The following is an 18,814-nucleotide window of genomic DNA, read 5'->3' as shown; positions in this document are numbered from 1 at the left end:
CGCCTGGCCGGTTTCGACTCGATCCGCGAGGGCCTGCAAGCGGTGATGCATGACATCAAGGCACTGCTGGCGATGGCGCGACGACAACCAGAGCTCAACCCGTGACCACACTTTGAATCAGCCCTGGGGCCGCTCGGCACCCGATAGGGCGGGTCGCCAGCCACGGTGTCTGGCGGGAGCTCTTGCAGTGTCACCACATCGAGCAGGTCCAGCTGTAACAGAGTCTGCCAGTGCTGCTGCTGCCGGCGTCCAAGCGTCACCCACGCCGCAGCAACTGCAGCCAAGGCGTATGGCCGAAGCGTTTGCCAATCGGTTCATCGGTCAGGCGCTGCAGCCCAAGCTCAGCCGCCAGGGCCCGGTAACGACGGCTCACGCTCGGCTGCGACAACCCGATCTGCGCCGCGCTGGCGGTGGTGCTGCCGGTGAGCTCCAGCAGATCCACAAGTTGCAGATCGCGGAGCACGGTGGGGACGCGATACGTCTCGCGAGACAGGCTGGACAACGAACGACCTGGGCTGGATCCCGTCAGTTTTTGGCGACAACTTCGATCGTCGGGCCCGGATTGTGCGAACGACCGCTGGTGATTCGCACAACAAGCGTTCAATCGGTGGCGCTTGCTTTCAGGATGGGGAGATGACCTCAGCTCCCCTGCGCTGCCATTTGCTGATCGGCCCGCCCGGCAGCGGCAAAACCACCCTGGCGCAGCAGCTGGCCCCGTTGCTGCGGGCTGAAACCGGCGAGCCCGGCCTGGTGCTCTCCACCGACGCGATTCGAGAAGAGCTGTTCGGCGATGCCGCGGTGCAGGGCCCCTGGGACGAGATCCGCACCGTGTTGCTCCAGCGCCTGAAGGCCGCGGTGGAGGCCGGCAGGCCGGTGATCATCGACGCCACCCACGCCCGCCGGCCCTGGCGACTGCTCTACACCCAGGTGCTCCAACTGCCCCGGCCGGTGGAGTGGGTCGGCTGGTGGCTCACCACACCACTGGAGCAGTGCAAGGCATGGGCCCTGCGGCGTGAGCGCCCGGTGCCCGAGGCGGTGATCGAGGAGTTCCACGCCAGCCTCAACAACCGCTTCTTCAAGCCTGATCGCGCCGAAGGCTTTGCCACGATCGTGGCGCTCAATCCCGCCGCTGGTGAAGGCAGCACCAACGCCGATCTGCAGCATCGCCTGGCCGGTCTCGACGGGCGCATCCGCAATGCGCTCAACAGGCAGCGCGCCATTGAGCCGCACCTGCACCGCTACGCACGCCTGCTGGATCTGGAGCGGTTGCTGTTTCTGCTACGCCTGCTCACCAGCTTCAACGGTCTGGATGCGAGCGATCCAGGCACAGCGGCCGAGCTGCTCAAGATCTGCAACCCCGAGCCCCAGGGCGACCTGGCGGAGCGCGCCGCCGCCTATCTCGCCAGCTGGAAGGACGTGCACGGCGGTAACAGCGATGGCTACGGCGATGCCGAGGCCATCCGCGCCGACCTGGCCTGGCTCGAAGCCAACGGCTTATTCCGGCTCGATTGGCAGGCTGACCAGCCGATTGGTCTCGGCAGCGCTGGCCCCGCACACGGCAGTTCGGTGAATGGCGGCTACCCGGCCCTCGCCAGCCGTGAGGTGTTTCAGCGCGTGTTCACCCTGCTGCGTCATGTGCTCAAGCAGCCATTCGATGCGCCGGAGCCGTCGTCACCCGCACAGCCAGAAGCCCCCGCCCCGGGCAGGGCGAAGAGGGCTCGGCGCAGCAGTGAGGAATTCAGCCCCCTCTACCGGCACCTGATCAGCAGCCTGGAGGATCTGGAGGGCAGTTACCGGAGCGATCAGGAGGCTGCCCTGCGCTACGACGTCGAGCATGTGCTCGTGCCCTATGGCTTCCTGGCGCCGGTCAAAGGACGACCCCAGAGCCGCCGGCAGGGTTATGCGATTGGAACAGCCTTGCTCTCGGCCGATCAGCTGCTGGAGGTGCACGCCCAGCTCAAGGCGTCCCTGGATCGCCTCAGCGACCAATCCCAGAAACCACTGCTGCTCAGCCTCGAAGATCGGCTCCAGCGCGCTGGCATCCTGCGGGCCGATGGCATGCCCGACCGGCTGCGCCAGCCCAAGCGCACCCTGGCCCATCGCTCCTTCACCGAGGAAAAGCCCGGCACTCTTGCCGAGCCTGAGATGGCCGCCAGGGTGGAGCGGGCAATCCGCGATCGCCGCCGCATCTGGCTGCGACACCTACCCGATCCGGTGAGCGAACAGCAGAAACAGCGCGGCGATGACGGCCGTTTCCGCGCCTGGCCGCTGCAGCTGTTGTTTCACAACATCAGTTGGTATCTGGCGTTCGAAACGGTTCCGATCGGCCGCAGCGACGGCCTTGGCCTGATCCGCATCCTGCGGGTGGATCGGCTAGTGATGCTCAATGAAGACGGCAACGCGCGGCGCAACACCGAACAGGAGCATGAAAAGGCTCTGGAGCGGTTGCAGCGGCTGCAGCTCGTGTGCGGTGGGTTGTACTTCGGCGACTCGATCGACGATCAACTGGCGGTGATGGCCCCGGCCAATGGCCGCACCGCCAAGCCGCCTTGGGGCGTGCTGCGGTTCTCCTGCACGCCCCAGGTATTTCAGCTGATTCGCGAAGAACCCCATCGCTTTCCGCCAGAGCACACCGCCCATGCCTCTCTGCCGCCCAATCCGGCCGGCGACAGCCACCCCCATCCGGTGGAGATCCGTCTGCCCAGCTGGACGATCGAGCGCGACTGGGACCTACGCAACTGGCTGTTCCGCTGGGGTGCCGGCATCCGCATCGAGCAACCGCTGGAACTACGGGAGTTGCATTTGCAACAGGCCCGAGAGGTGGTGGCGCTGCTCCAGGGGTGACGCAGACTTGATAGACCGTGTCTACCAGTCCGGTTAGCCTGGTTGCAGTCGATCCTCGTCGTGATGGCCGTCACCCCACGTCTGAGCTGGAATCTGCGGGTGACGCCGGACGATCAGCAGCTGATTGAACGTGCCGTCAGCGCCTCAGGCCTCACCCGTACCGACTTCGTGTTGCAGGCCGCCCGCGCCGCTGCTCAACAGTTTCTAGTAGAGCAGGCCTGGTGCACTGTGGACCCGGAGCGCTTCGAGGCATTTCAACGGGCGCTGGATTCTCCCGCCAAGCCCAATGAGCGCCTGCGCCAAACCATGACGGCCCCCAGGCCCTGGCAGGCCTGATGCCTCTGGAGGCGCCGCAGCCGCTGACAGACCAGCACCGCACGGCCGGTTTTGACTCCGGTGACAGCAGCCTCAACCAGTGGCTCGAGCAACGAGCCCTGGCCAATCAGCGCAGCGGCGCCACCCGCACGTTCCCGGCCGGTTCCGGCGCACCATGCCAGACCCCATCCCTGTGGTGGTGCTGGCCGACGCGTTCGAGCGGGTGCTGCAGGCCAGTGAGCAGATCGGCGTGAGGGGAATCCTCGTGCACGCCGCTTCTGCAGCAGCCCGCAGCTTCTATCTCCACATGGGTTTTGATCCTTCGCCCACGGATCCCAACACCTTCCTTCTGCGGTTGGTGGATGTGAAGGCAGCGCTCAATCCCTAAGGGATAAAACCTGCCCCTGCAAGACCAAGCCGTTGCAGTCATCTGCAGAACCGTTGCAAGGCTGCAATGACCTGATCAGGCGTGTCCTCCAGAGCCATGGCTTCCGCTTCGATACGCCACTGAACGGATCGTGGATGGTTGGTGCGATTGGAGGCAAGCGCCTTCTGAATGTCAGCTCTCACAGATGACGGCAAGCCGTAGAGCCTGGAAGCTGCCAGTTCAAGAGTTCGTTTGCCGCTGCGCCTCAGGCGGCAGCCTTGCGCGACATGGGCAGCTTCGTGGGCCACGGTTTGTTGCAGCAGCAATCGAAAGGCCGATGGGTCGCCATTGAGCTTGGCAATGCGATCGGTGCAGATCTTCACCGTAGGCTGCCCCCATGTGTAGTAGCCCACGACATCCTGCTGCTTGCAGATTGTCGCATTTTCATCAATTGTGAAGCCCTTTTTCTTCATCGCGGTCACCAGGTCTTGGTAGGCGGGATCGAGATCCCGTACCCAAGCTGGATCACGCCGCAGGGCGAACGACACCAGTGGCGCACCCTGTTCAGCGCGCTCGATCGAATAGCCAAAGCCCAAGCCGGCGGCAAAAAGGGCAACCATGATCTTGGAGCTGATCATCGGAAAACAGCCTTCACGCTGAGAATGCATGCATTGGAATGCTGGGCTTTGGCGCCTTCACGAGCTTCGGCGTAGTTAGCCGCATAGCCATCAACCGTGAAGACCTTCCCTGCCACCCAGCAGGTGACGCGGCATTTCATGGCGTCTGTTGGTTGGGATGAATGACTGGCCCATCACAACTCCGCAGTAGACCCGCTGAAGCCCTCCTCCTGCGAATCACCAACCAGAGCTAACAGCTCGCGATCCAGACAGAGATCGTCTCAAACGCCTGGGCTGCCGGGCCTCGTCGTTCGCAGAAGCGGCCGTGTTGCGGCGACTCGCCAAGCGGAAGCTGGGTTCAGCGCAATGAGCCCTTCGGCATGAGCAGCCTCCTCCTCGATCAGATCCTGGCCACCGCCAGCCCCTTTGATGACGTCTTCGACGGGGAGTGGCTGCCTTGCGGTCCAACGCTTGAGCCTCTGCCGATCTGGACCCACTGCGGGCGGCGCATCGATTTAGAAGCCCGTTGCATCGGTTGGCAGCCCTTGGCGCTCCGCCAGGCCATCAGCGATATAGAGGCTGTCTGGAATGGCACTGATGATGCGGCCTGGGAGAGCGACGCGGTGCAACGTTGACGGCCCTAGTTCTGAACGCCTCAGCTCTTCACCACGTCATCGACTGCCGATGGACAGCCGGGCCACATCCAGCTGCGCTATGGCCTCTTAGGCAAGCACTTCCATGTGAGCTGCTCAGACAATGGCTCTGGCATCGAAGAACTCGCCGATCTGCGCGTCGTCGACCTCCCCCACAAGACCGACAGCCACCTCAAGCGTGGCCGCTTCGGGCGCGGATTCAAAGTAGGGCTCTGCATTACTGAACAAGCACGGGTGGCCAGTGGCCACCAGCCATTGGAGTTCCTGCGCGACAACGGCGAACGCATCAGCGATCAGGCCTTTCTACCCGTCGCCGTCAACGGCACACAGGTGCACATGCAGATGCCATGCCCAGCGGAGATTGCTGCATAGCTGGATGGCTACTTCTCACGTTTCCCGGTGCCAGAAGGGGTGGACCTGAGCATCAATGGGTGTCAGATTCTGCTGCGCCCAATCGAGCGCCGATGTCTATGACCGAGGCGGCAAGGGCCTGAAGTAGCCGAGCCGGCGTGCGGCAATCCACTAGGTGCCCACCGCTGAGCACGAATAGGTCACCGTCTACGAGATGGGCATCCCGGCGCTCCGCTGGATTGGAGCGCACCCTTCCACTGCAACTTGTAACAGCGCGTTGCGATGAACCCCAAATCGCGATGCGGTGGTGTGTGTCTGCCTCGTGAAGCTGCATGTGGCCTTCCTGCCCGCTTTGCTGGAACAGATGGATGAGGCCGCCGTGAAGGACGGAGTAGGTGAGCACCGCAGGTCGGCGCTGCGGTACGGCCGTGCACCAACCAATTCTGACGCGGGCTTTTGGGGAGAATAGTTCCCGTTCGGTGCCGCGGGTTGGCTTCCATTATTGCGATGAGGATGCTCGCAGTCTTGGCGTGCAGGTCGTCAACGTGACCCTCAATGCTCTCGCAGGCCGGAGCCGTGCAGATGCTGTAATCAGGAAAAGATCATGTCGATCAGGCTCTGCCAATCGTCGTCGATGTCCTCCATCGCTAGGCCCAGCGATTCTGCAGTACTGTTGATCTGGGAGTCGATGTGAGTGAGTACGTGCTGGCGAACGGTTTCAGCCAGCTGATGCAGTTGATCGGGAGTCATGAAGGGTGATGGGAATTAGATGGCTCGGTTCTGAAAGATGCAGCACCGGAAGCATCCAGCCACCTGAGGCCACAGAAGGTGAGCCGGGCTGCGCCGAACTGGGCTCCATTGCAAGGGTTAGGTGCTACAGGGCTGTTGTTCTTGTGCGAACGACTATGGACTCACCGTCATTCGCACTGCCAGGCATGCGCGTGCCATCACACCCGAAAAGCTGTGCGCATTCACTGCGGTGCAGACGATGACGACAACCTCTCTTCACGGCCTCAAGGGGCAAGTGCTGCGCCTGCGGGGCGTGGTGGATCGATTCGGTGGCTTTGAGCAGCAGGGAAAGGTGCAGCACACCTTGTGCGTACGCAACCTGGAACTGGCCGGCAGCGGGGAAGCGCTCGAACCCGATCACTGGTGGTTCCGCTTGCGGCAGCCGTGGTGCGAGGCCGGCGTGCAGGTGGGCGACACGATCGTCTTCACTGCCAAGGTGAGGCACTGCAGCAAGGGCAGCCACGACCCAGCCTTGGCGGATGGCACCAGCCTGCGTGCACGGCAGCGGGTGATCGGCTTTGGTAGCCAGGTTCGCGACTTGGTGGTGCAGCGCCGCGGGCGCGCCCAGCAGCTACTGCTGAACGCCCTCGAAGAACAGCTACGGCGCGAGGTGCTGCTTCGGCAGGAGGCTGAGGACGCCGCCCAGCGCCTGGCAATACATCGCGATGCCCTGCTTCGCGAGCAGGAACGCCTGCGCAGCCAACTGGCCACCTGGAAGGCCCGGTGTCAGATCCTCGATCCCGGCCTGGCCAGCGAGGGCCGGCCTCGGGCCCCACGGGGTGCCCGTCACTGCCGGGGCTTCCAGCACGTGGATCGGCTGGTGCCGATGCAGCGGCGCCGGCCCGTGATTGCGGCCTGATCCATGTTGGCTAGGCATTCAGATCAACCTCGTGTCATAGGTCCATCGGCGGACAACAGTCGGCTGCAGAAGATTGCAGGCAGGGTGACCGGGGTTGATCAGCAGGTTCGCTTCCTCCGGGATGATCACGGATGGAACCTGCGCGAGCAGTGCTCGCCTGGATGCCAGCCACTGACTTCCCCATGCGCAAGATGGTGGTTCAGGCGGACATGCAGACCAACCGGAGCAGTCCTCCGGCTGAAGGATGGTGCGCTGCTGCCAGTGTTCGAGAGGAATGTCAATCTCAACCAACCAGCGTTGCAGGGGCAGCGACAGATCACCGCTGATATGCACCAGGGTCTCCAGGCAGGCGAGCGCGATGGAACCGGAGGTGTACACCACAGGGACGCCGAGCGAATTCCAGCGGCCGGGATCCTGGGCTGCACCAAGGCCGCTGAGATCATCGGCCTGCCAGCTGGGGCCCTGAGTTGCGATGCGCCAGATGCGGTGACCTGTGCTCACATGTAGGAACCGGAGCGCTGGGCACCGATCAACCGTGCCAGCTGTTCACGGCCGTCAGCCGTGTCCATGAAGGAAGCGGGGGCCTGACCACCAAGTGCACGGTTGGGCTGTTGCGTCCATGCCATCAGCCAACGGGCAGCATTCACTGGCCGACCATCACCGCAGTCGCGAATGATGGATTCCACTTGGCCAATGAGCCGCAGCAGGGCCATCAGCCGCTCCGATTCATCAGGGCTGAGCAAGGCCTGGTTCTGCAGCTTGCGGTTGATGGTGGAGAGCTTGAGGCCTAGGAGATCGCACAGAGCGCTCCTGCCGAGCCCCGTGGCTTCCTCCGTGCAGCGCAGCCAGCTGGCGGGCACCCCCTGTCGCAACATGGCCACGCGCTTGGCGACAGTGGCTTCGTACCACTGAAGGGGCGAGGGCATGGGCAGCCCAGATGGCCCGAAATCCACAGCGGCGACAGAGGCGACCATTGAGACTCGCTCAGCTGGGATTCCAGTTTATCTCAGTTGAGCGAGTGTCAAGGGTTCAGCGCACGCTACGGGTTGCAGGGTCAGTTGTGCGGTGGTTCTGCTGCTCCCTCTGCATTGTCTCGAGCGATCTCCGGCCGGACATCAGAGGCACCCACAGCAGGGCCAGGGCCACATCACCGGTCCTGGCGGCGTGATTCAGTGATGCCGCTTCTGAGTAGCGTTTTCTTGCCGCGCAGGCAGATCAGGCTGGAGTTAGGCATGGGTGGCCAGATGGAGCAGCCGTGGAGCCTGCTCGCCTGATAAGCGACGGGCACCGGTGAGCTGGGCGATGCAGTGATGGCAGTGACCAGGACGCGGCGAGCTCACTTGATGGTGTGATGGGAATGACAGCGCAGGCGTTCAACCCGCCTGCCGCAGCCAGGCGGCCAGGCCGGTGCGGTCGATCAGGGTGCAACCATGAAGCTGGGCCAAGTGCACCGCTGCCGGCGAGAAGGTGCTGTTGGTGACCACCATCGCTTCGTTGCAGCGGTGCGGTGCCATCCCAGCCACGGCATCGGCCACGGCACGGCGCCCCACCGGGCTGCTGTAGCGCTTCACCTGAACCGCGATGCGGCGGCTTCCACGGCAGGCGATCACATCGACGCCCATATCGCCGGAACCCGGCGTGACCTTGGTGCGGTATCCCAGCCCGGCCATGACATCGGCCACCGCCTGTTCAAAGGCATGGCCGCCGAGACGATCAAGGGCCTCCAATTGCGGTTTGCGGGATGTCTTGCCAGCGCCATCGCCGTTGAGGGCGGCGAAAAGCACCAGCAACACCACCAGTACCGCAACCCCAGCGAGCAGCGGAATAGCCGTGCTGTTGGCCAGCTTGAGCACAACGACCCCAACCAATACAACGCCCAGGCGATGGCAGCCAGAGATGGAACGTCGATGCCGGCGGCGAGCCATGGGAGAGCGGTGTTGAACGGAACAGCGCCAAGTTGCCGACCTGGCAGCAGGCCTGGGGTGATTCGGTGCGAATGACGATCTAACCTTGGATAGGACTGAGATGCGGGCATCCGACCAACACAAGCAAGCCATGCTGACCCCCCTGCGCTGCCATCTAGTGATCGGGGCCGATAGCGCTGAACGATCCAATCTGGCTGCGTTGTTGGCAGAACTCGTGGGCGGCACCGTTCACCGCCCTAGCGATCCCACCACGACCTACGACCAACCACTGGAGCGCCAGCTCCTGCTGGCGGCGTTCAGACCAAGTGTGCCGCTCGTCGTGGATGGCAGCCACATGGCGCGCCACCAGAGGTTCGGCTTTCTGCAGGCCGTGGAGAGTCTGGCGTTGGAGCAGCCGGTGCGCTGGCTTGGCTGGTGGATTCAGCCTGATGGCAAGGTAACCGGTGCCGAGCGCCATTTTGCACCGGATCGGGCCGAAGGATTTCTGCACATGGTGCAGCTCAAGCTCAACATTATCCCCGATCTAGGCCAGCACTGCAGGATTCTGCTCGGTCTGGAGCCGCAGCCTGCGAAAACAGAGAGCAAGGTGGTGCCGATCGAGGCATCCATCAGGGGTGCTTCTCGGCGGATCCAAGCCTTCAAGCTGCATGCCTATTCACGCCTGCTCGACTTTGAGCGGCTGATCTATCTGATCCAACTGCTGTTGCATGATCCGGATCTCAGGCTTCCCGAAGCCGATCCGGCCCATGTGGAAAATATTGAGAAGAGAGCTGCTCGCTTGCTGGCGATTCACCACGGCCATTGCTATGGCGATCTTGAGGCAGTGAAAGCCAATATGAAATGGCTAGAAAAACAGGGATTTCAGAGGCCTGACCTGCAGACCGCAACAATCGAGCCTGGGCCAGCCAACGCTGAAATCCGCATAGAGCAGCAGGATGGAGTTGGCTTTCCCTCCACAGCTCATCTCGGCGTGTTTCAGCGTCAGCTCGGCTTGATTCGCTACCTGATTCAATGCCCATACGATCAACCAACCAGGTCTCCCGACACAACAACTGAGTGGGATCGCATGGAGGCGCGACAAAGAACCAGGCGCCGGGGTCACCTACCGGGATTGCAGGGTCAAGACAGCTTGATCACCCAGCGCCTATCGGGGAGTCTTCATCAAAAGGTGGCTGAGGGGGAGCCCACCGATGCTGCTGAGGCCAAACGTGTCGCAGAGCGAGCCGAAAGGCTGGCAGCACGCGACGTACCGCTGCGTGATCACCTGCTGCAGAAGTTAGAGCAGGCCGGTGTGGCCTATGACGGCGAGCTCAGACGCTTTGACAAAGACATTGAAACCCTGATCACCCCTTACCAACTTCGCACTGCCATGGGACACTCCGCTGCCAAGTCCGCCAAGAATCAGAACCGCAACGGCTATGCACTCGGCACGGCAGTATTCACGGTGGATCAGCTTACAAACCTGCATCAGCTGATCACACAGGCATTCGATCGGCTTAAGGATCCAACCCTGCTTGATCTCAAGGAGTCGCTCGACGAGCGTTTGAGTTGGAGTGGTATCAAGCTAGAAGAAATCTTGCCGGTCCGCTCATTCGCCAATCGATCGATCATCGATCCAGAGAAAGTCAACGCCGAAACGATGGCCGCTGATGATGAGATGCTGAAGGTAGAGCATGCCATTCGGGAACGCCTGCAGATCCGCCTGCGGCGCACACAGGATGCTGCTTCTCACAGCGACAAGGCATGGCCACTAATGATTCTATTCCACAACATTGGCTGGTATCTGGCCTATGAGAACGTGGCAACACGTGGCCATCACGGCTTGATCCGAATCTCCCGACTGGATCGGCTGAAACTGCAATCCGTGCTAGATGCCGACATCGGCTCTAGGGAAGCCCTGCAACGCCCCTTGGAGGATGCCCAGAGGGCACAAGAGCGCCTCAGGCGTCTTTGCAAGCGCACGGGTGGCATTTACCTCGGTGATCGGCTGGATCTGCAGGAGGAAATCGTGGCCGCCAAGCTGGACCCAGACAGGGTTGAGCAGTTGCTGCGGAAGGGAACGCTGGTGAAGGTCCGCTTCCTCTGCACCCCAGCAATCTTCACCTTCATACGCGAGGGCAACAACCGCTTCCCCAAAAAGCAAATGAAGGTCTCCGGGCCGCTTGTGAGTGACATATGGCAGCCCAACCAGTTCAGCCAATTGCAGCCAGTGGAGGGCAGCCATCCGTATCCCGTGGAATTGATCCTGCCTTGCTGGACGGTTGAGAGAGATATCGATTTTAGGCGCTGGCTATTCGGCTTTGCCGATGGTGTTCGTATCGAGGAGCCTGCGGAGCTTCGGGAGCGACATTTGGACTATGCCAACAGCATCCGCGCTCTGTACGACGATCCGGCACAAGACTAAGGGACCTACGGCAGTGGGGCGCAATGCCTCGACAGGACAAATCGATCAGAAGCAGTACTTCCTAACAACATATTGAACCTTCTCTGGTTTGTCTTCCATGTAGAAGGCTTCGTGATCGATCAACGCCAGCCTGGAATCGAACGCCACAACCTTACGCAGCCCAGCCTGCCTAGATGCAGCGAGGATCATCGTGGAACGTTTCAAGCCAAATGGCGCCAGATAACCCGTTCCGTCCTTGCAGGCCTGTGCCAAATGAACGGATTCGTGCATGAGAGTCTGGTTAATCATCTGATCCTGCTCCGAGGACTCCGTCGCCTTGATCCGGCTGGTGCAGATAGTCATTTCCCTGCGACGAGCATCAAAAAATACCAACGATGTCATACCGTCGACAGATGAGTCCATTTTCAATAATTCGCGCCTTCCGCACGATCATCTTATGCACCCGCAATTAGATCGGATTCAAATAAGCTACGTATTCCATAACAAGAGTCAATGGATAATCAGCCAAAAACTGCGGTTACGCCCATGATTCTTGCGTTTGGGTATTGAGCCAGCGCAACTTTTCTGGCCTCCTCGTAGTTGCGGGCGAGGCATTCAACGTAAAACATCTTGCCTGCCACCATGCAGGTCACTCGACACTTCATTGGTCGGAATCAACTGGCGAGGTCATCCCAGCTCAGCGGCACACCGACTGGTGGTTGTTCCGTGCGAATGACGCTCTGCTCCGCAGCCTGCACTGTCATTCGCACCAGAAGGCGCAACTGATGCGGCTTTCGCCTGCAGGCTCCAGAGCAGATCCCTCCATCCGCCGTGCTGTTCGACAACCCTGAAGCCCGCAGCCTTCTGGCCAACCGGCAACGCCGCACCCCCTGCGTGCTGTTGCTCGACCGCTCCTATTCGATGCAGGGAGAGAAGATCCACCGACTGAATGCCGGGCTGGATGTGTTCCGTCAGGACATTCTGCGCAATCCGGTGGCGGCCCAGAGCGTTGATCTTGCCGTGATCAGCTTCGGGCCGGTGAGGTTGGAGCGAGACTTTGCTCCCCTCAACGAGAGCGAAACCTTCCAGCTGCAGGCTTCCGGAGCCACGCCCCTGCGCGAGGCCCTCGAGCTAGCGATGCTCAAGGTGACCGAGCGTAAGCACAGCTACCAGCAGCACGGGATCAGCTACTACCGGCCCTGGATCTTCCTGCTCACCGATGGCGAGCCCACAGACAATGACGGCCACGGCTCTAACGGCTATCGAGCACTGATCCCGCCGCTGGAGCTGGCGGCACAGGAACAGAAGTTCACGCTGTTCACCGTTGGCGTCAATGTGTCGGCCCATGGGCGGACTGTGCTCGATGAACTCAGCCGCCCCTTCAATGGTCGTTGCCTCGATCTCGACAACCTCAAGTTCGAGGAGATGTTCCTGTGGCTCTCGGCCAGCCTCAGCCGCGTGTCCCAGTCTGCCCCCGGCGAGCGTGTGCAGCTGGTTGATCCCCGCGTCGGCGACGACGTCTATGACGGTTGGGTGCTGTGACCGGCGTGCCCCGCTTCAGCGGTGCTCAGCACCGCGGTGAGCGCCATGCATCTCTGGGTGAACCCTGCTGCGATGCCCTGCTGCTTCCGCGCCGGAGTTTCGGACTAAGCGGTTTTGTGCTGTGTGATGGAGCCGGTGGCAGCCCCGCCGTGGCGCGATCAGCTCAGGCCAGCGCCCGTGCGGGATGGCAGGCCCTGTTGCGCTTGCGGCGCGATCTGCGGGGCCGGCCGCTGCCGAGGTTGCTGCGCCAATTTCAGGCCCGCTTGCTGCAGCGACGCGGCCGTGTTCCCTTGCTCGATCACACCCTGTTGGCCTGCTGCTGGGACCGCCGGCGACTGCTTGTGCTTCAGGTGGGCGATTCCAGCCTGTTGATGCGTCAGAACGGCACCTGGAGCTGCCCGATCAGTCCGGCCAAGGGCGACTACGCCAACCAGACCACCTTTCTGCGCAGCGACACGCCGCTCAGTGCCATCCAGCTGTGGCAGACATCGGCGGCGTGTGTGGATTCCGTGCTGGCCTTTAGCGATGGCCTTGAGAGCGCCTTTCTGGCCCCCCCGGCCCCGGGGTGCTCCACGCCGCAGGTGAACGCTCCGCTGGCTGAGCTGGTGGTTGCCGAACACCAACGCCGCCAGGGCGGCCGTGGGTACGCCGACTGGTTGGCGCGCTCCCTCGCCGATCCAGGCCTGGCCGAACTGTCCGACGACGACCGCACGCTCGTGATCGCCAGCCGCTGACCATGGAGCAGCCGTTCATCACCGACAGCGGCGAACGCCTCAACCTATGTCTGCAGGGGCAACACCGTCTCGGTGCCGGCGGTCAGGGCCAGGTGTTTCGCAGCACCCTGGCTGGCGGGCCGGTGGCCGTGAAGTTGCTGCGGGAGGTGGATGCAGCGCGCCTGGAGGCCCTGCGCCAGCTGGCGCCCACCTGCGCCGCCTACGCCACCCTGCCGCTCGCCGTGCTGCATCACTGGCACAGCGACGCGCGAGCAGAACCGGCCGGCTATGTGATGCCTTGCATCGATCCAGACGCCAGCCTGTCCGCTGCCCGCTTGTTCAACTTCGACGAGCTGCAGCGGCTGCGGCGCTTCACCTGGCGCGATGCCGTACTGGCGGCACTCTTGCTGGCCGAATCGGTGGCTGGTTTGCATGCACAGGGCGTCGTGGTCGGCGACCTCAACCCGGAGAACGTGGTGTTCACACCAGCAGCAGGCCCGGCCCGCTGGCGCGCGGTTCTGCTCGACAGCGACAGCTTTCAGATCCGTGGCGCCGATGGGCGCCAGTTCCATTGCGGAGTGGCCCGGCCGCTCTACACCGCACCGGAACTGGTGGGCTGTGATCTGAGCCGCACCTGGCGTGATGTGAGCAGCGATCACTTCGCCCTGGCGATCCTGATTTATCAACTGCTGCTGCACGATCACCCCTTCGACAACGTCATCAACCCCGCAGAGCCTGATCTGCCGATCAGCGAAAAAATCCGTCGGGGGTTGTATCCCCATGCCGCAGTTGTACCCACCGGCCTGAAGGCGAGCCCTGCACGGCCGGCACCACAGGAGGTGTCTGCAGCCCTGGCCGAGGCATTTCAGCGCAGCTTTGCTTCCGACCCCCCGCGGCGGCCTGGTGCTACGGAATGGGTGTTGCTACTACGGCAACTGCATCGTCAGGTGGTTCCCTGTCGCCATACCCCCCATCACCATCACCCCAGAGATCAAGCCTGCCCGTGGTGCGCGGTGGAGCGGCGCATCGGCCATCCGATCTGCCGCTTTCCCAACACGGCTCCCTCTCCCCAGGCAACGGCCATCCCGGCCAACACCAGCGAGCACTGGGCGGAACTCAAGCCAGCCCTGCGCAGCGCCTTTGAATGCCATCACCAGCGCGCCCTCGCGCTGCTCGCGAGCCGCGAAGCCATCGCCCAACAACTGCTTGACGGGCAACGTGAGCTAGCGACCCTGCTGAACTGCCACGGCGGCTCCGGCCACTGGGTCGATCAGGCAAAACTGCAGCAACGCCTGAACTCCTGGCGCAGACGTCTGATCGGCCTGTTCGGTAATGCCGATGTCGCCACGGCACGCCGCAACGCCTTCGATCGCCTGATCCGGCTGGCCGACACCAATAGCGATCTGGTGCACCAGCGCTACAGGCAACTACAGAAGCAGCGCAAGAATCTCCAAGGCCAGCTCGCAGCACTGGAGTTGTCGGCTCTGCTTGAGCTCACCACCAGTAGCGATCCGGCCATCGTGGCGGAGTCAAGACTTTCGGAAGCGGCCAGCCAGATCCGTGAGCGCTGGCTGCGGGACCAGCTCAGCCGGGAGTCCCTGCGGAGCTGGTCGATCGAAGGCTTTGGTGAGGCTCGGCTGAGGCTGCTGGAGAGCCATGGCCTGTGCCATGGCGACCAACTGCGCACCCATATCGATCGCTTGCAAGCTCTGCCTGGAATTGGATCCGGGCTGCAGCAACGCCTGCGCTCCCATCTCAACCAGGTGCTGCAACGGCTGAAGACCCAAGCAGGTGTCGTCGGCATCGGACCGGAGCGTGACGATCTGCTGCCGCTACCGGAGCTACTGGCCCTGCAGAACGGCGAACAACAACTACAGCAACTCACCCAATCGGTGAAGGCCTTCACAGCGGCGACTGCCGCACTTGCGGCAACGATCCAGGATCGGCGCAAGGAGGCAAAGGTTCTGCTGGAGGCCTTTGAGGAGCTCTGCTGACTGCTGCAATCCGTCGTTCGCACAGGTAGGGCGGCCATCTGCAGCGCAACAGCCACGCTGATTGCAGTTCAGCCCAGAACCTGATGAGCCCGAGCAACGAGCAGCCTCTGAACCCCTCCGCCGATGACGCCAGGGCCGCCAGCGGCCGCTACCGCTTCCAGGCCGGCACACCGGTGGATCCCGACGATGGCCTGCACCCCGAACTGCGCAGCAGCGCCTTCAGCTGCATCCCGTCTACGCCGGCCATCGCCATTCCCGACAGCCCGCAGCAACTGCTCGCCATGCAGGAGAACAAGCCCGAACGCCACGAGAAGCGTGTACAACCCACCAGTCCCAAGGTGAACCAGGTGCTGGAGCAGATCAAGAAGCTCGATACCAATGCCTATGAGGATCAGCAGATTGCCCTGGCCCTGGTGCGCCATCTCGAGCGCTATCACGACAACGTGGTGGAGGACATGCAGGACGACAGCGCAGCCGACCATGCTCAGATCGTGAGTTGGGCGATCGATGCCGACCGGCTGATGCGCTGCCGGATGTTGCTGGAAAGCGTCGACCTCGACTGAAGGGGAGCGACGCCTTGCTCCCGTGCGGTTTGGGGTGCCACTACCCGAATGACTACGGCATCGAAGTGGATGCGATCGTGCAGCTGGAACAAGCCGCCGCCAACCTCAAGCGTTTCTCAGAGCAGATCGACGGCGAACGTTCCGGAGCACCGGCGTTGCTGGCCGTGATCGGCGGCAAGGGGTACGGCTATCGCTGCACGGATAGTGCTGCGGTGATTCCCATAGGCGCCCTGGGGCCATAGGCAACCGAGCCGGAGACGAGCTCACACCGAAGCGGTCTTAGCGTCATCCGTGCGCAATACCACCTCGATGGCCACATCTCCAAGCACGGTGATCCGGGTGTTTCTCTCCTCCACCTTCGTGGACTTTCAGGAGGAGAGGAGTCTGCTGGTGAAGCAGGTGTTCCCCAGCTTGCGCCGGCGAGCGCGATCACGCGGTGTGGAGATCGTGGATGTGGATCTGCGCTGGGGTGTGACTGCCGAGCAGACCGAACGCGGCGAAACGCTACCGCTGTGCCTGGCGGAGATCGATCGCTGCCGGCCCTATTTCATCAGCCTGCTGGGTGAGCGCTACGGCTGGGTGCCACCGGCCGATCCCACCTATTACAAGCCGGCCCTGCTGGAACGCCAGCCCTGGCTGAAGGAGAGCATGGGTGGTGCCAGCCTCACGGAGCTGGAGATCATGCATGGTGTGCTGCGCCATCCGGAGATGGCGGGGCATGCCTTCTTCTATCTGCGCGATCCGGCCTATGCCCAGGCCCAGCTTGAACCGGGCTGGGTGGCAGACAACCTGCAGGAGCGGCAGCGACTGATGGCCCTCAAGGAGGAGGTGCGCCGCAGCGGCTTCCCGGTGTGCGAGGGCCTGGCTACGCCACAGGCGATCGCCGAGCGAATCGAGGCGGATCTGTGGGCCGTGATCGAGCGGGAGCATCCGGAGCAGGAGCCCCAAGATCCTTTGCAGCGGGAGGAGCAGCGCCACAGCGATTACCGGCGGGCCCGCACGGGGCTGTACCTGGGTGGCGAAACAGCGATTGCTGAGCTCGAGAGCTGGATTGAAGCGGGCGAACAGCGGATCCTGATCACGGGTGAATCCGGCGCGGGCAAGAGCGCATTGATTGCCAACTGGCTGGAAACGCATCAGCGGAGCCATCCGCAGGATCTGGTGTATGCCCACCACCTGGGCTGCACCAATGATGCGAGTGCAATTCGGCCCTTGCTGGGGCGGCTGATCGACACCGCTTCGCTACTGCTGCTGGAGGAGAAGCAGTTCGCTGAACCGCTGAAGGTGCCGCAGGATTGGTGGGAGCTGATGGCGGGGGTGGCTGAAACGCTGCGGAGCCTGGGGCGCTGGTGCGAACAGCAGGGCAGGCGATGGGTGTGGGTTCTGGATGGCCTGGACCGGCTTGATCCGGATGATCAAAAAGCCCTGCCCTGGCTCCCGAAACAGCTGCCCGCTGGAATCGTTGTCATAGCCAGCGGCCTGGCCTGCCAGGCCAGCGAGATCCTGGACAAAAGAGGCTACATAAGGCTCACGATTAGTCCCCTGGGGCGAGTGCAGCAGGAGAAGCTGATCCAGCGATACTTGACGCGATACAACAAGGAACTCGATGGCGGCTTGCTCCAGCTGATCCTGGATCACCCCCTGGCCGGTTCACCGCTGTTTTTGAAGGTGCTTCTGGAGGAGCTGCGCCAATGCGGACGCCACGACACCTTGCAACAGCAGTTGGCGTTCTATTTGAGCTCCCAGACTGTGGATGACCTGTATGAGCGGGTGCTTGAGCGGCTGGAGAACGACGGCAGCGGCGAGAACGTCCGCAAGGTGATGACAGGGATCTGGGCCAGCCGGGCGGGCCTTACGGAAACGGAACTGCTGGAGATCACGGAACTGCCGTCATTGCAATGGGCACCGATCGATCTGGCTCTGGAGAAGGCATTCGGGCGCAACGGCAACCGCTTGGTGTTTGACCATGACTACCTGCGCATTGCGGTGCAGGGCCGGTACCTGCCGACGGACGAGGAGAGACGCCAGGCGCACAGCGTGCTGGCGGATTGGTATCAGGAGCGTAACGGCTGGGATGAGCGCGATTCAGAGGAGCTGCCCTGGCAGCTGCAGCAGGCGGGGCGCCTGGAAGATCTGCACGACTGGCTCCTCAAGCCCTGGGTATTGGCAAAACTGCAATGGGATCGCGGCAGCCGCGAAACCATCAACTATTGGTTGCTTGTCAATGACCAGGCCAATGGCGAGCTGGATGAACTCATCGCGGAAGCGGTGGGAATGGAGATTGAGGAACGGAAAGACGACGTTGAGGACCAGATCTGGTTTGTGGATCGTATCGCCGTGTTGCTGGATGAAGCGGGGCTGTACCGCGAGCTCCTCTTACACCTGAGAACTCTGTCACTGGAGCTTGAAGAAGCAACAGACAGAGAAGAAGCATCGATGCTCAGCAGCCTGGCCTGGTTGGCCGATGTCCACCGTGGGATGGGGAACTACAACCAAGCTGAATCATTGTATCTGCGCTGCCTGGAGGCCATGGAGCGGCTACTGGGGCCCGAGCACAACGACGCCCTCACCACCGTCGGCAATCTGGGACTGCTGTATTCCTACAAGGGCGACTATGACCAGGCGGAGGCCTACTGCAGTCGTTGCCTAGTGGCACAAGAGCGTCTACTAGGACCCGAGCACCCCTCCACCCTCACCACCGTCGGCAATCTGGGACTGCTGTATTCCTACAAGGGCGACTATGACCAAGCGGAGGCCTACTACAGCCGTTGCCTAGGGAAGCTCTGGAAAACCCCAGCGATCCACGGGACAATGGTGCTGTGATCACAGGCCAGGACTGGATTGATGGGTGGCAAGCAGCTCGGCTTCTCGGACTACGAGCTGACGACGGCCAAAAAGC

General features: G+C 62.4%; 22 protein-coding genes. 13 read left to right on the top strand and 9 right to left on the bottom strand.

Annotated features, from left to right (window positions below; all coding sequences use genetic code 11):
• Positions 1 to 256: 256 nt before the first annotated feature.
• Positions 257 to 502 (bottom strand): helix-turn-helix domain-containing protein, encoded by a 246-nt coding sequence (locus tag KBZ14_RS15155; protein WP_255119183.1) that lies wholly within the window; start codon positions 500 to 502, stop codon positions 257 to 259.
• Between the two features lie 131 nt (positions 503 to 633).
• On the opposite strand from KBZ14_RS15155, the gene KBZ14_RS15150 reads away from it, so the two are divergent.
• The 3 genes from KBZ14_RS15150 (at position 634) to KBZ14_RS15140 (ending at position 3,547) form a co-directional block, all read left to right on the top strand.
• Positions 634 to 2,844: a WYL domain-containing protein gene (locus tag KBZ14_RS15150; RefSeq protein WP_255119182.1), complete on the top strand. Its 2,211-nt coding sequence runs from the start codon at positions 634 to 636 to the stop codon at positions 2,842 to 2,844.
• A gap of 63 nt (positions 2,845 to 2,907) precedes the next feature.
• Positions 2,908 to 3,180 carry a type II toxin-antitoxin system TacA family antitoxin gene (locus KBZ14_RS15145; RefSeq protein WP_255119181.1) on the top strand — a complete coding sequence of 91 codons (273 nt, stop codon included), beginning with the start codon at positions 2,908 to 2,910 and terminating at the stop codon, positions 3,178 to 3,180.
• 154 nt (positions 3,181 to 3,334) lie between these two features.
• Positions 3,335 to 3,547: a GNAT family N-acetyltransferase gene (locus KBZ14_RS15140; protein WP_255119180.1), complete on the top strand. Its 213-nt coding sequence runs from the start codon at positions 3,335 to 3,337 to the stop codon at positions 3,545 to 3,547.
• A gap of 38 nt (positions 3,548 to 3,585) precedes the next feature.
• Here the strand turns inward: KBZ14_RS15140 and KBZ14_RS15135 are convergent, their stop codons facing one another.
• Positions 3,586 to 4,164 carry a DUF8637 domain-containing protein gene (locus KBZ14_RS15135; RefSeq protein ID WP_255119179.1) on the bottom strand — a complete coding sequence of 193 codons (579 nt, stop codon included), beginning with the start codon at positions 4,162 to 4,164 and terminating at the stop codon, positions 3,586 to 3,588.
• Positions 4,161 to 4,304: a hypothetical protein gene (locus tag KBZ14_RS16005; protein WP_488657345.1), complete on the bottom strand. Its 144-nt coding sequence runs from the start codon at positions 4,302 to 4,304 to the stop codon at positions 4,161 to 4,163. Before KBZ14_RS16005 ends, KBZ14_RS15135 begins: the two co-directional genes overlap by 4 nt.
• A 219-nt stretch (positions 4,305 to 4,523) precedes the next feature.
• On the opposite strand from KBZ14_RS16005, the gene KBZ14_RS15130 reads away from it, so the two are divergent.
• Together KBZ14_RS15130 and KBZ14_RS15125 are read left to right on the top strand one after the other, a co-directional pair.
• Entirely contained in the window at positions 4,524 to 4,778 is a 255-nt protein-coding gene (locus tag KBZ14_RS15130) for a hypothetical protein (protein WP_255119178.1), read from the top strand.
• A gap of 105 nt (positions 4,779 to 4,883) precedes the next feature.
• A complete protein-coding gene (locus tag KBZ14_RS15125; RefSeq protein WP_255119177.1) occupies positions 4,884 to 5,168 on the top strand; it encodes a hypothetical protein in 285 nt (94 codons plus the stop codon).
• 570 nt (positions 5,169 to 5,738) lie between these two features.
• On the opposite strand, the gene KBZ14_RS15120 is transcribed toward KBZ14_RS15125, so the two are convergent.
• Positions 5,739 to 5,897 carry a hypothetical protein gene (locus KBZ14_RS15120; protein ID WP_255119176.1) on the bottom strand — a complete coding sequence of 53 codons (159 nt, stop codon included), beginning with the start codon at positions 5,895 to 5,897 and terminating at the stop codon, positions 5,739 to 5,741.
• Positions 5,898 to 6,135: 238 nt separating this feature from the next.
• Between KBZ14_RS15120 and KBZ14_RS15115 the strand changes: the two genes are divergently transcribed.
• Complete coding sequence (locus KBZ14_RS15115) at positions 6,136 to 6,795, top strand: hypothetical protein (RefSeq protein WP_255119175.1); 660 nt, start codon at positions 6,136 to 6,138, stop codon at positions 6,793 to 6,795.
• An 18-nt stretch (positions 6,796 to 6,813) separates the two neighbouring features.
• On the opposite strand, the gene KBZ14_RS15110 is transcribed toward KBZ14_RS15115, so the two are convergent.
• From KBZ14_RS15110 to KBZ14_RS15100, 3 genes are all read right to left on the bottom strand, one after another.
• The gene (locus KBZ14_RS15110; protein WP_255119174.1) at positions 6,814 to 7,296 is read right to left on the bottom strand and encodes an RES family NAD+ phosphorylase; all 483 of its coding nucleotides are present in this window, start codon (positions 7,294 to 7,296) and stop codon (positions 6,814 to 6,816) included.
• A complete protein-coding gene (locus tag KBZ14_RS15105) occupies positions 7,293 to 7,721 on the bottom strand; it encodes an Xre family toxin-antitoxin system antitoxin (protein ID WP_255119173.1) in 429 nt (142 codons plus the stop codon). Before KBZ14_RS15105 ends, KBZ14_RS15110 begins: the two co-directional genes overlap by 4 nt.
• A 447-nt stretch (positions 7,722 to 8,168) precedes the next feature.
• Positions 8,169 to 8,663, bottom strand: coding sequence for a restriction endonuclease (locus KBZ14_RS15100; protein ID WP_255119172.1), 495 nt, complete (start codon positions 8,661 to 8,663; stop codon positions 8,169 to 8,171).
• A gap of 187 nt (positions 8,664 to 8,850) precedes the next feature.
• On the opposite strand from KBZ14_RS15100, the gene KBZ14_RS15095 reads away from it, so the two are divergent.
• Positions 8,851 to 11,124, top strand: coding sequence for a WYL domain-containing protein (locus tag KBZ14_RS15095; RefSeq protein ID WP_255119171.1), 2,274 nt, complete (start codon positions 8,851 to 8,853; stop codon positions 11,122 to 11,124).
• A gap of 45 nt (positions 11,125 to 11,169) precedes the next feature.
• Here KBZ14_RS15095 and KBZ14_RS15090 read toward each other — a convergent pair whose 3' ends face one another.
• Together KBZ14_RS15090 and KBZ14_RS16000 are read right to left on the bottom strand one after the other, a co-directional pair.
• Positions 11,170 to 11,505 carry a hypothetical protein gene (locus KBZ14_RS15090; protein WP_488657346.1) on the bottom strand — a complete coding sequence of 112 codons (336 nt, stop codon included), beginning with the start codon at positions 11,503 to 11,505 and terminating at the stop codon, positions 11,170 to 11,172.
• A gap of 119 nt (positions 11,506 to 11,624) precedes the next feature.
• Complete coding sequence (locus KBZ14_RS16000) at positions 11,625 to 11,768, bottom strand: hypothetical protein (RefSeq protein WP_488657344.1); 144 nt, start codon at positions 11,766 to 11,768, stop codon at positions 11,625 to 11,627.
• A gap of 166 nt (positions 11,769 to 11,934) precedes the next feature.
• On the opposite strand from KBZ14_RS16000, the gene KBZ14_RS15085 reads away from it, so the two are divergent.
• The 6 genes from KBZ14_RS15085 to KBZ14_RS15060 all read left to right on the top strand — a co-directional run bounded on the left by KBZ14_RS15085 (position 11,935) and on the right by KBZ14_RS15060 (position 18,738).
• Positions 11,935 to 12,645, top strand: a complete 711-nt coding sequence (locus KBZ14_RS15085; RefSeq protein ID WP_255119169.1) for a vWA domain-containing protein — start codon at positions 11,935 to 11,937, stop codon at positions 12,643 to 12,645.
• Positions 12,642 to 13,379 carry a protein phosphatase 2C domain-containing protein gene (locus KBZ14_RS15080; protein ID WP_255119184.1) on the top strand — a complete coding sequence of 246 codons (738 nt, stop codon included), beginning with the start codon at positions 12,642 to 12,644 and terminating at the stop codon, positions 13,377 to 13,379. Before KBZ14_RS15085 ends, KBZ14_RS15080 begins: the two co-directional genes overlap by 4 nt.
• A gap of 2 nt (positions 13,380 to 13,381) precedes the next feature.
• Positions 13,382 to 15,352 (top strand): protein kinase domain-containing protein, encoded by a 1,971-nt coding sequence (locus KBZ14_RS15075; protein WP_255119168.1) that lies wholly within the window; start codon positions 13,382 to 13,384, stop codon positions 15,350 to 15,352.
• Between the two features lie 83 nt (positions 15,353 to 15,435).
• The gene (locus KBZ14_RS15070) at positions 15,436 to 15,915 is read left to right on the top strand and encodes a hypothetical protein (RefSeq protein WP_255119167.1); all 480 of its coding nucleotides are present in this window, start codon (positions 15,436 to 15,438) and stop codon (positions 15,913 to 15,915) included.
• 14 nt (positions 15,916 to 15,929) lie between these two features.
• Complete coding sequence (locus KBZ14_RS15065; RefSeq protein WP_255119166.1) at positions 15,930 to 16,157, top strand: hypothetical protein; 228 nt, start codon at positions 15,930 to 15,932, stop codon at positions 16,155 to 16,157.
• Between the two features lie 67 nt (positions 16,158 to 16,224).
• Positions 16,225 to 18,738 (top strand): tetratricopeptide repeat protein, encoded by a 2,514-nt coding sequence (locus KBZ14_RS15060; protein WP_255119165.1) that lies wholly within the window; start codon positions 16,225 to 16,227, stop codon positions 18,736 to 18,738.
• Positions 18,739 to 18,814 lie beyond the last annotated feature (76 nt).

Source organism: Synechococcus sp. HJ21-Hayes, from assembly GCF_024345835.1.
In the GTDB taxonomy this organism is placed as follows: Bacteria; Cyanobacteriota; Cyanobacteriia; order PCC-6307; family Cyanobiaceae; genus Vulcanococcus.
Note: the sequence above shows the minus strand (reverse complement) of the source record. Positions and strands in the feature narration are given on the sequence as shown.

Excerpts from the sequence above, each read along its gene's own strand:
- KBZ14_RS16005 (WP_488657345.1), bottom strand. The coding sequence starts at position 4,304 with ATGAAATGCCGCGTCACCTGCTGGGTGGCAGGGAAGGTCTTCACGGTT.
- KBZ14_RS15070 (WP_255119167.1), top strand. The coding sequence starts at position 15,436 with ATGAGCCCGAGCAACGAGCAGCCTCTGAACCCCTCCGCCGATGACGCC.
- KBZ14_RS15095 (WP_255119171.1), top strand. The coding sequence starts at position 8,851 with ATGCTGACCCCCCTGCGCTGCCATCTAGTGATCGGGGCCGATAGCGCT.
- KBZ14_RS15150 (WP_255119182.1), top strand. The coding sequence starts at position 634 with ATGACCTCAGCTCCCCTGCGCTGCCATTTGCTGATCGGCCCGCCCGGC.
- KBZ14_RS15060 (WP_255119165.1), top strand. The coding sequence starts at position 16,225 with ATGGCCACATCTCCAAGCACGGTGATCCGGGTGTTTCTCTCCTCCACC.
- KBZ14_RS15075 (WP_255119168.1), top strand. The coding sequence starts at position 13,382 with ATGGAGCAGCCGTTCATCACCGACAGCGGCGAACGCCTCAACCTATGT.
- KBZ14_RS15090 (WP_488657346.1), bottom strand. The coding sequence starts at position 11,505 with ATGACATCGTTGGTATTTTTTGATGCTCGTCGCAGGGAAATGACTATC.
- KBZ14_RS15105 (WP_255119173.1), bottom strand. The coding sequence starts at position 7,721 with ATGCCCTCGCCCCTTCAGTGGTACGAAGCCACTGTCGCCAAGCGCGTG.
- KBZ14_RS15135 (WP_255119179.1), bottom strand. The coding sequence starts at position 4,164 with ATGATCAGCTCCAAGATCATGGTTGCCCTTTTTGCCGCCGGCTTGGGC.
- KBZ14_RS16000 (WP_488657344.1), bottom strand. The coding sequence starts at position 11,768 with ATGAAGTGTCGAGTGACCTGCATGGTGGCAGGCAAGATGTTTTACGTT.
- KBZ14_RS15145 (WP_255119181.1), top strand. The coding sequence starts at position 2,908 with ATGGCCGTCACCCCACGTCTGAGCTGGAATCTGCGGGTGACGCCGGAC.
- KBZ14_RS15130 (WP_255119178.1), top strand. The coding sequence starts at position 4,524 with ATGAGCAGCCTCCTCCTCGATCAGATCCTGGCCACCGCCAGCCCCTTT.
- KBZ14_RS15115 (WP_255119175.1), top strand. The coding sequence starts at position 6,136 with ATGACGACAACCTCTCTTCACGGCCTCAAGGGGCAAGTGCTGCGCCTG.
- KBZ14_RS15120 (WP_255119176.1), bottom strand. The coding sequence starts at position 5,897 with ATGACTCCCGATCAACTGCATCAGCTGGCTGAAACCGTTCGCCAGCAC.
- KBZ14_RS15140 (WP_255119180.1), top strand. The coding sequence starts at position 3,335 with ATGCCAGACCCCATCCCTGTGGTGGTGCTGGCCGACGCGTTCGAGCGG.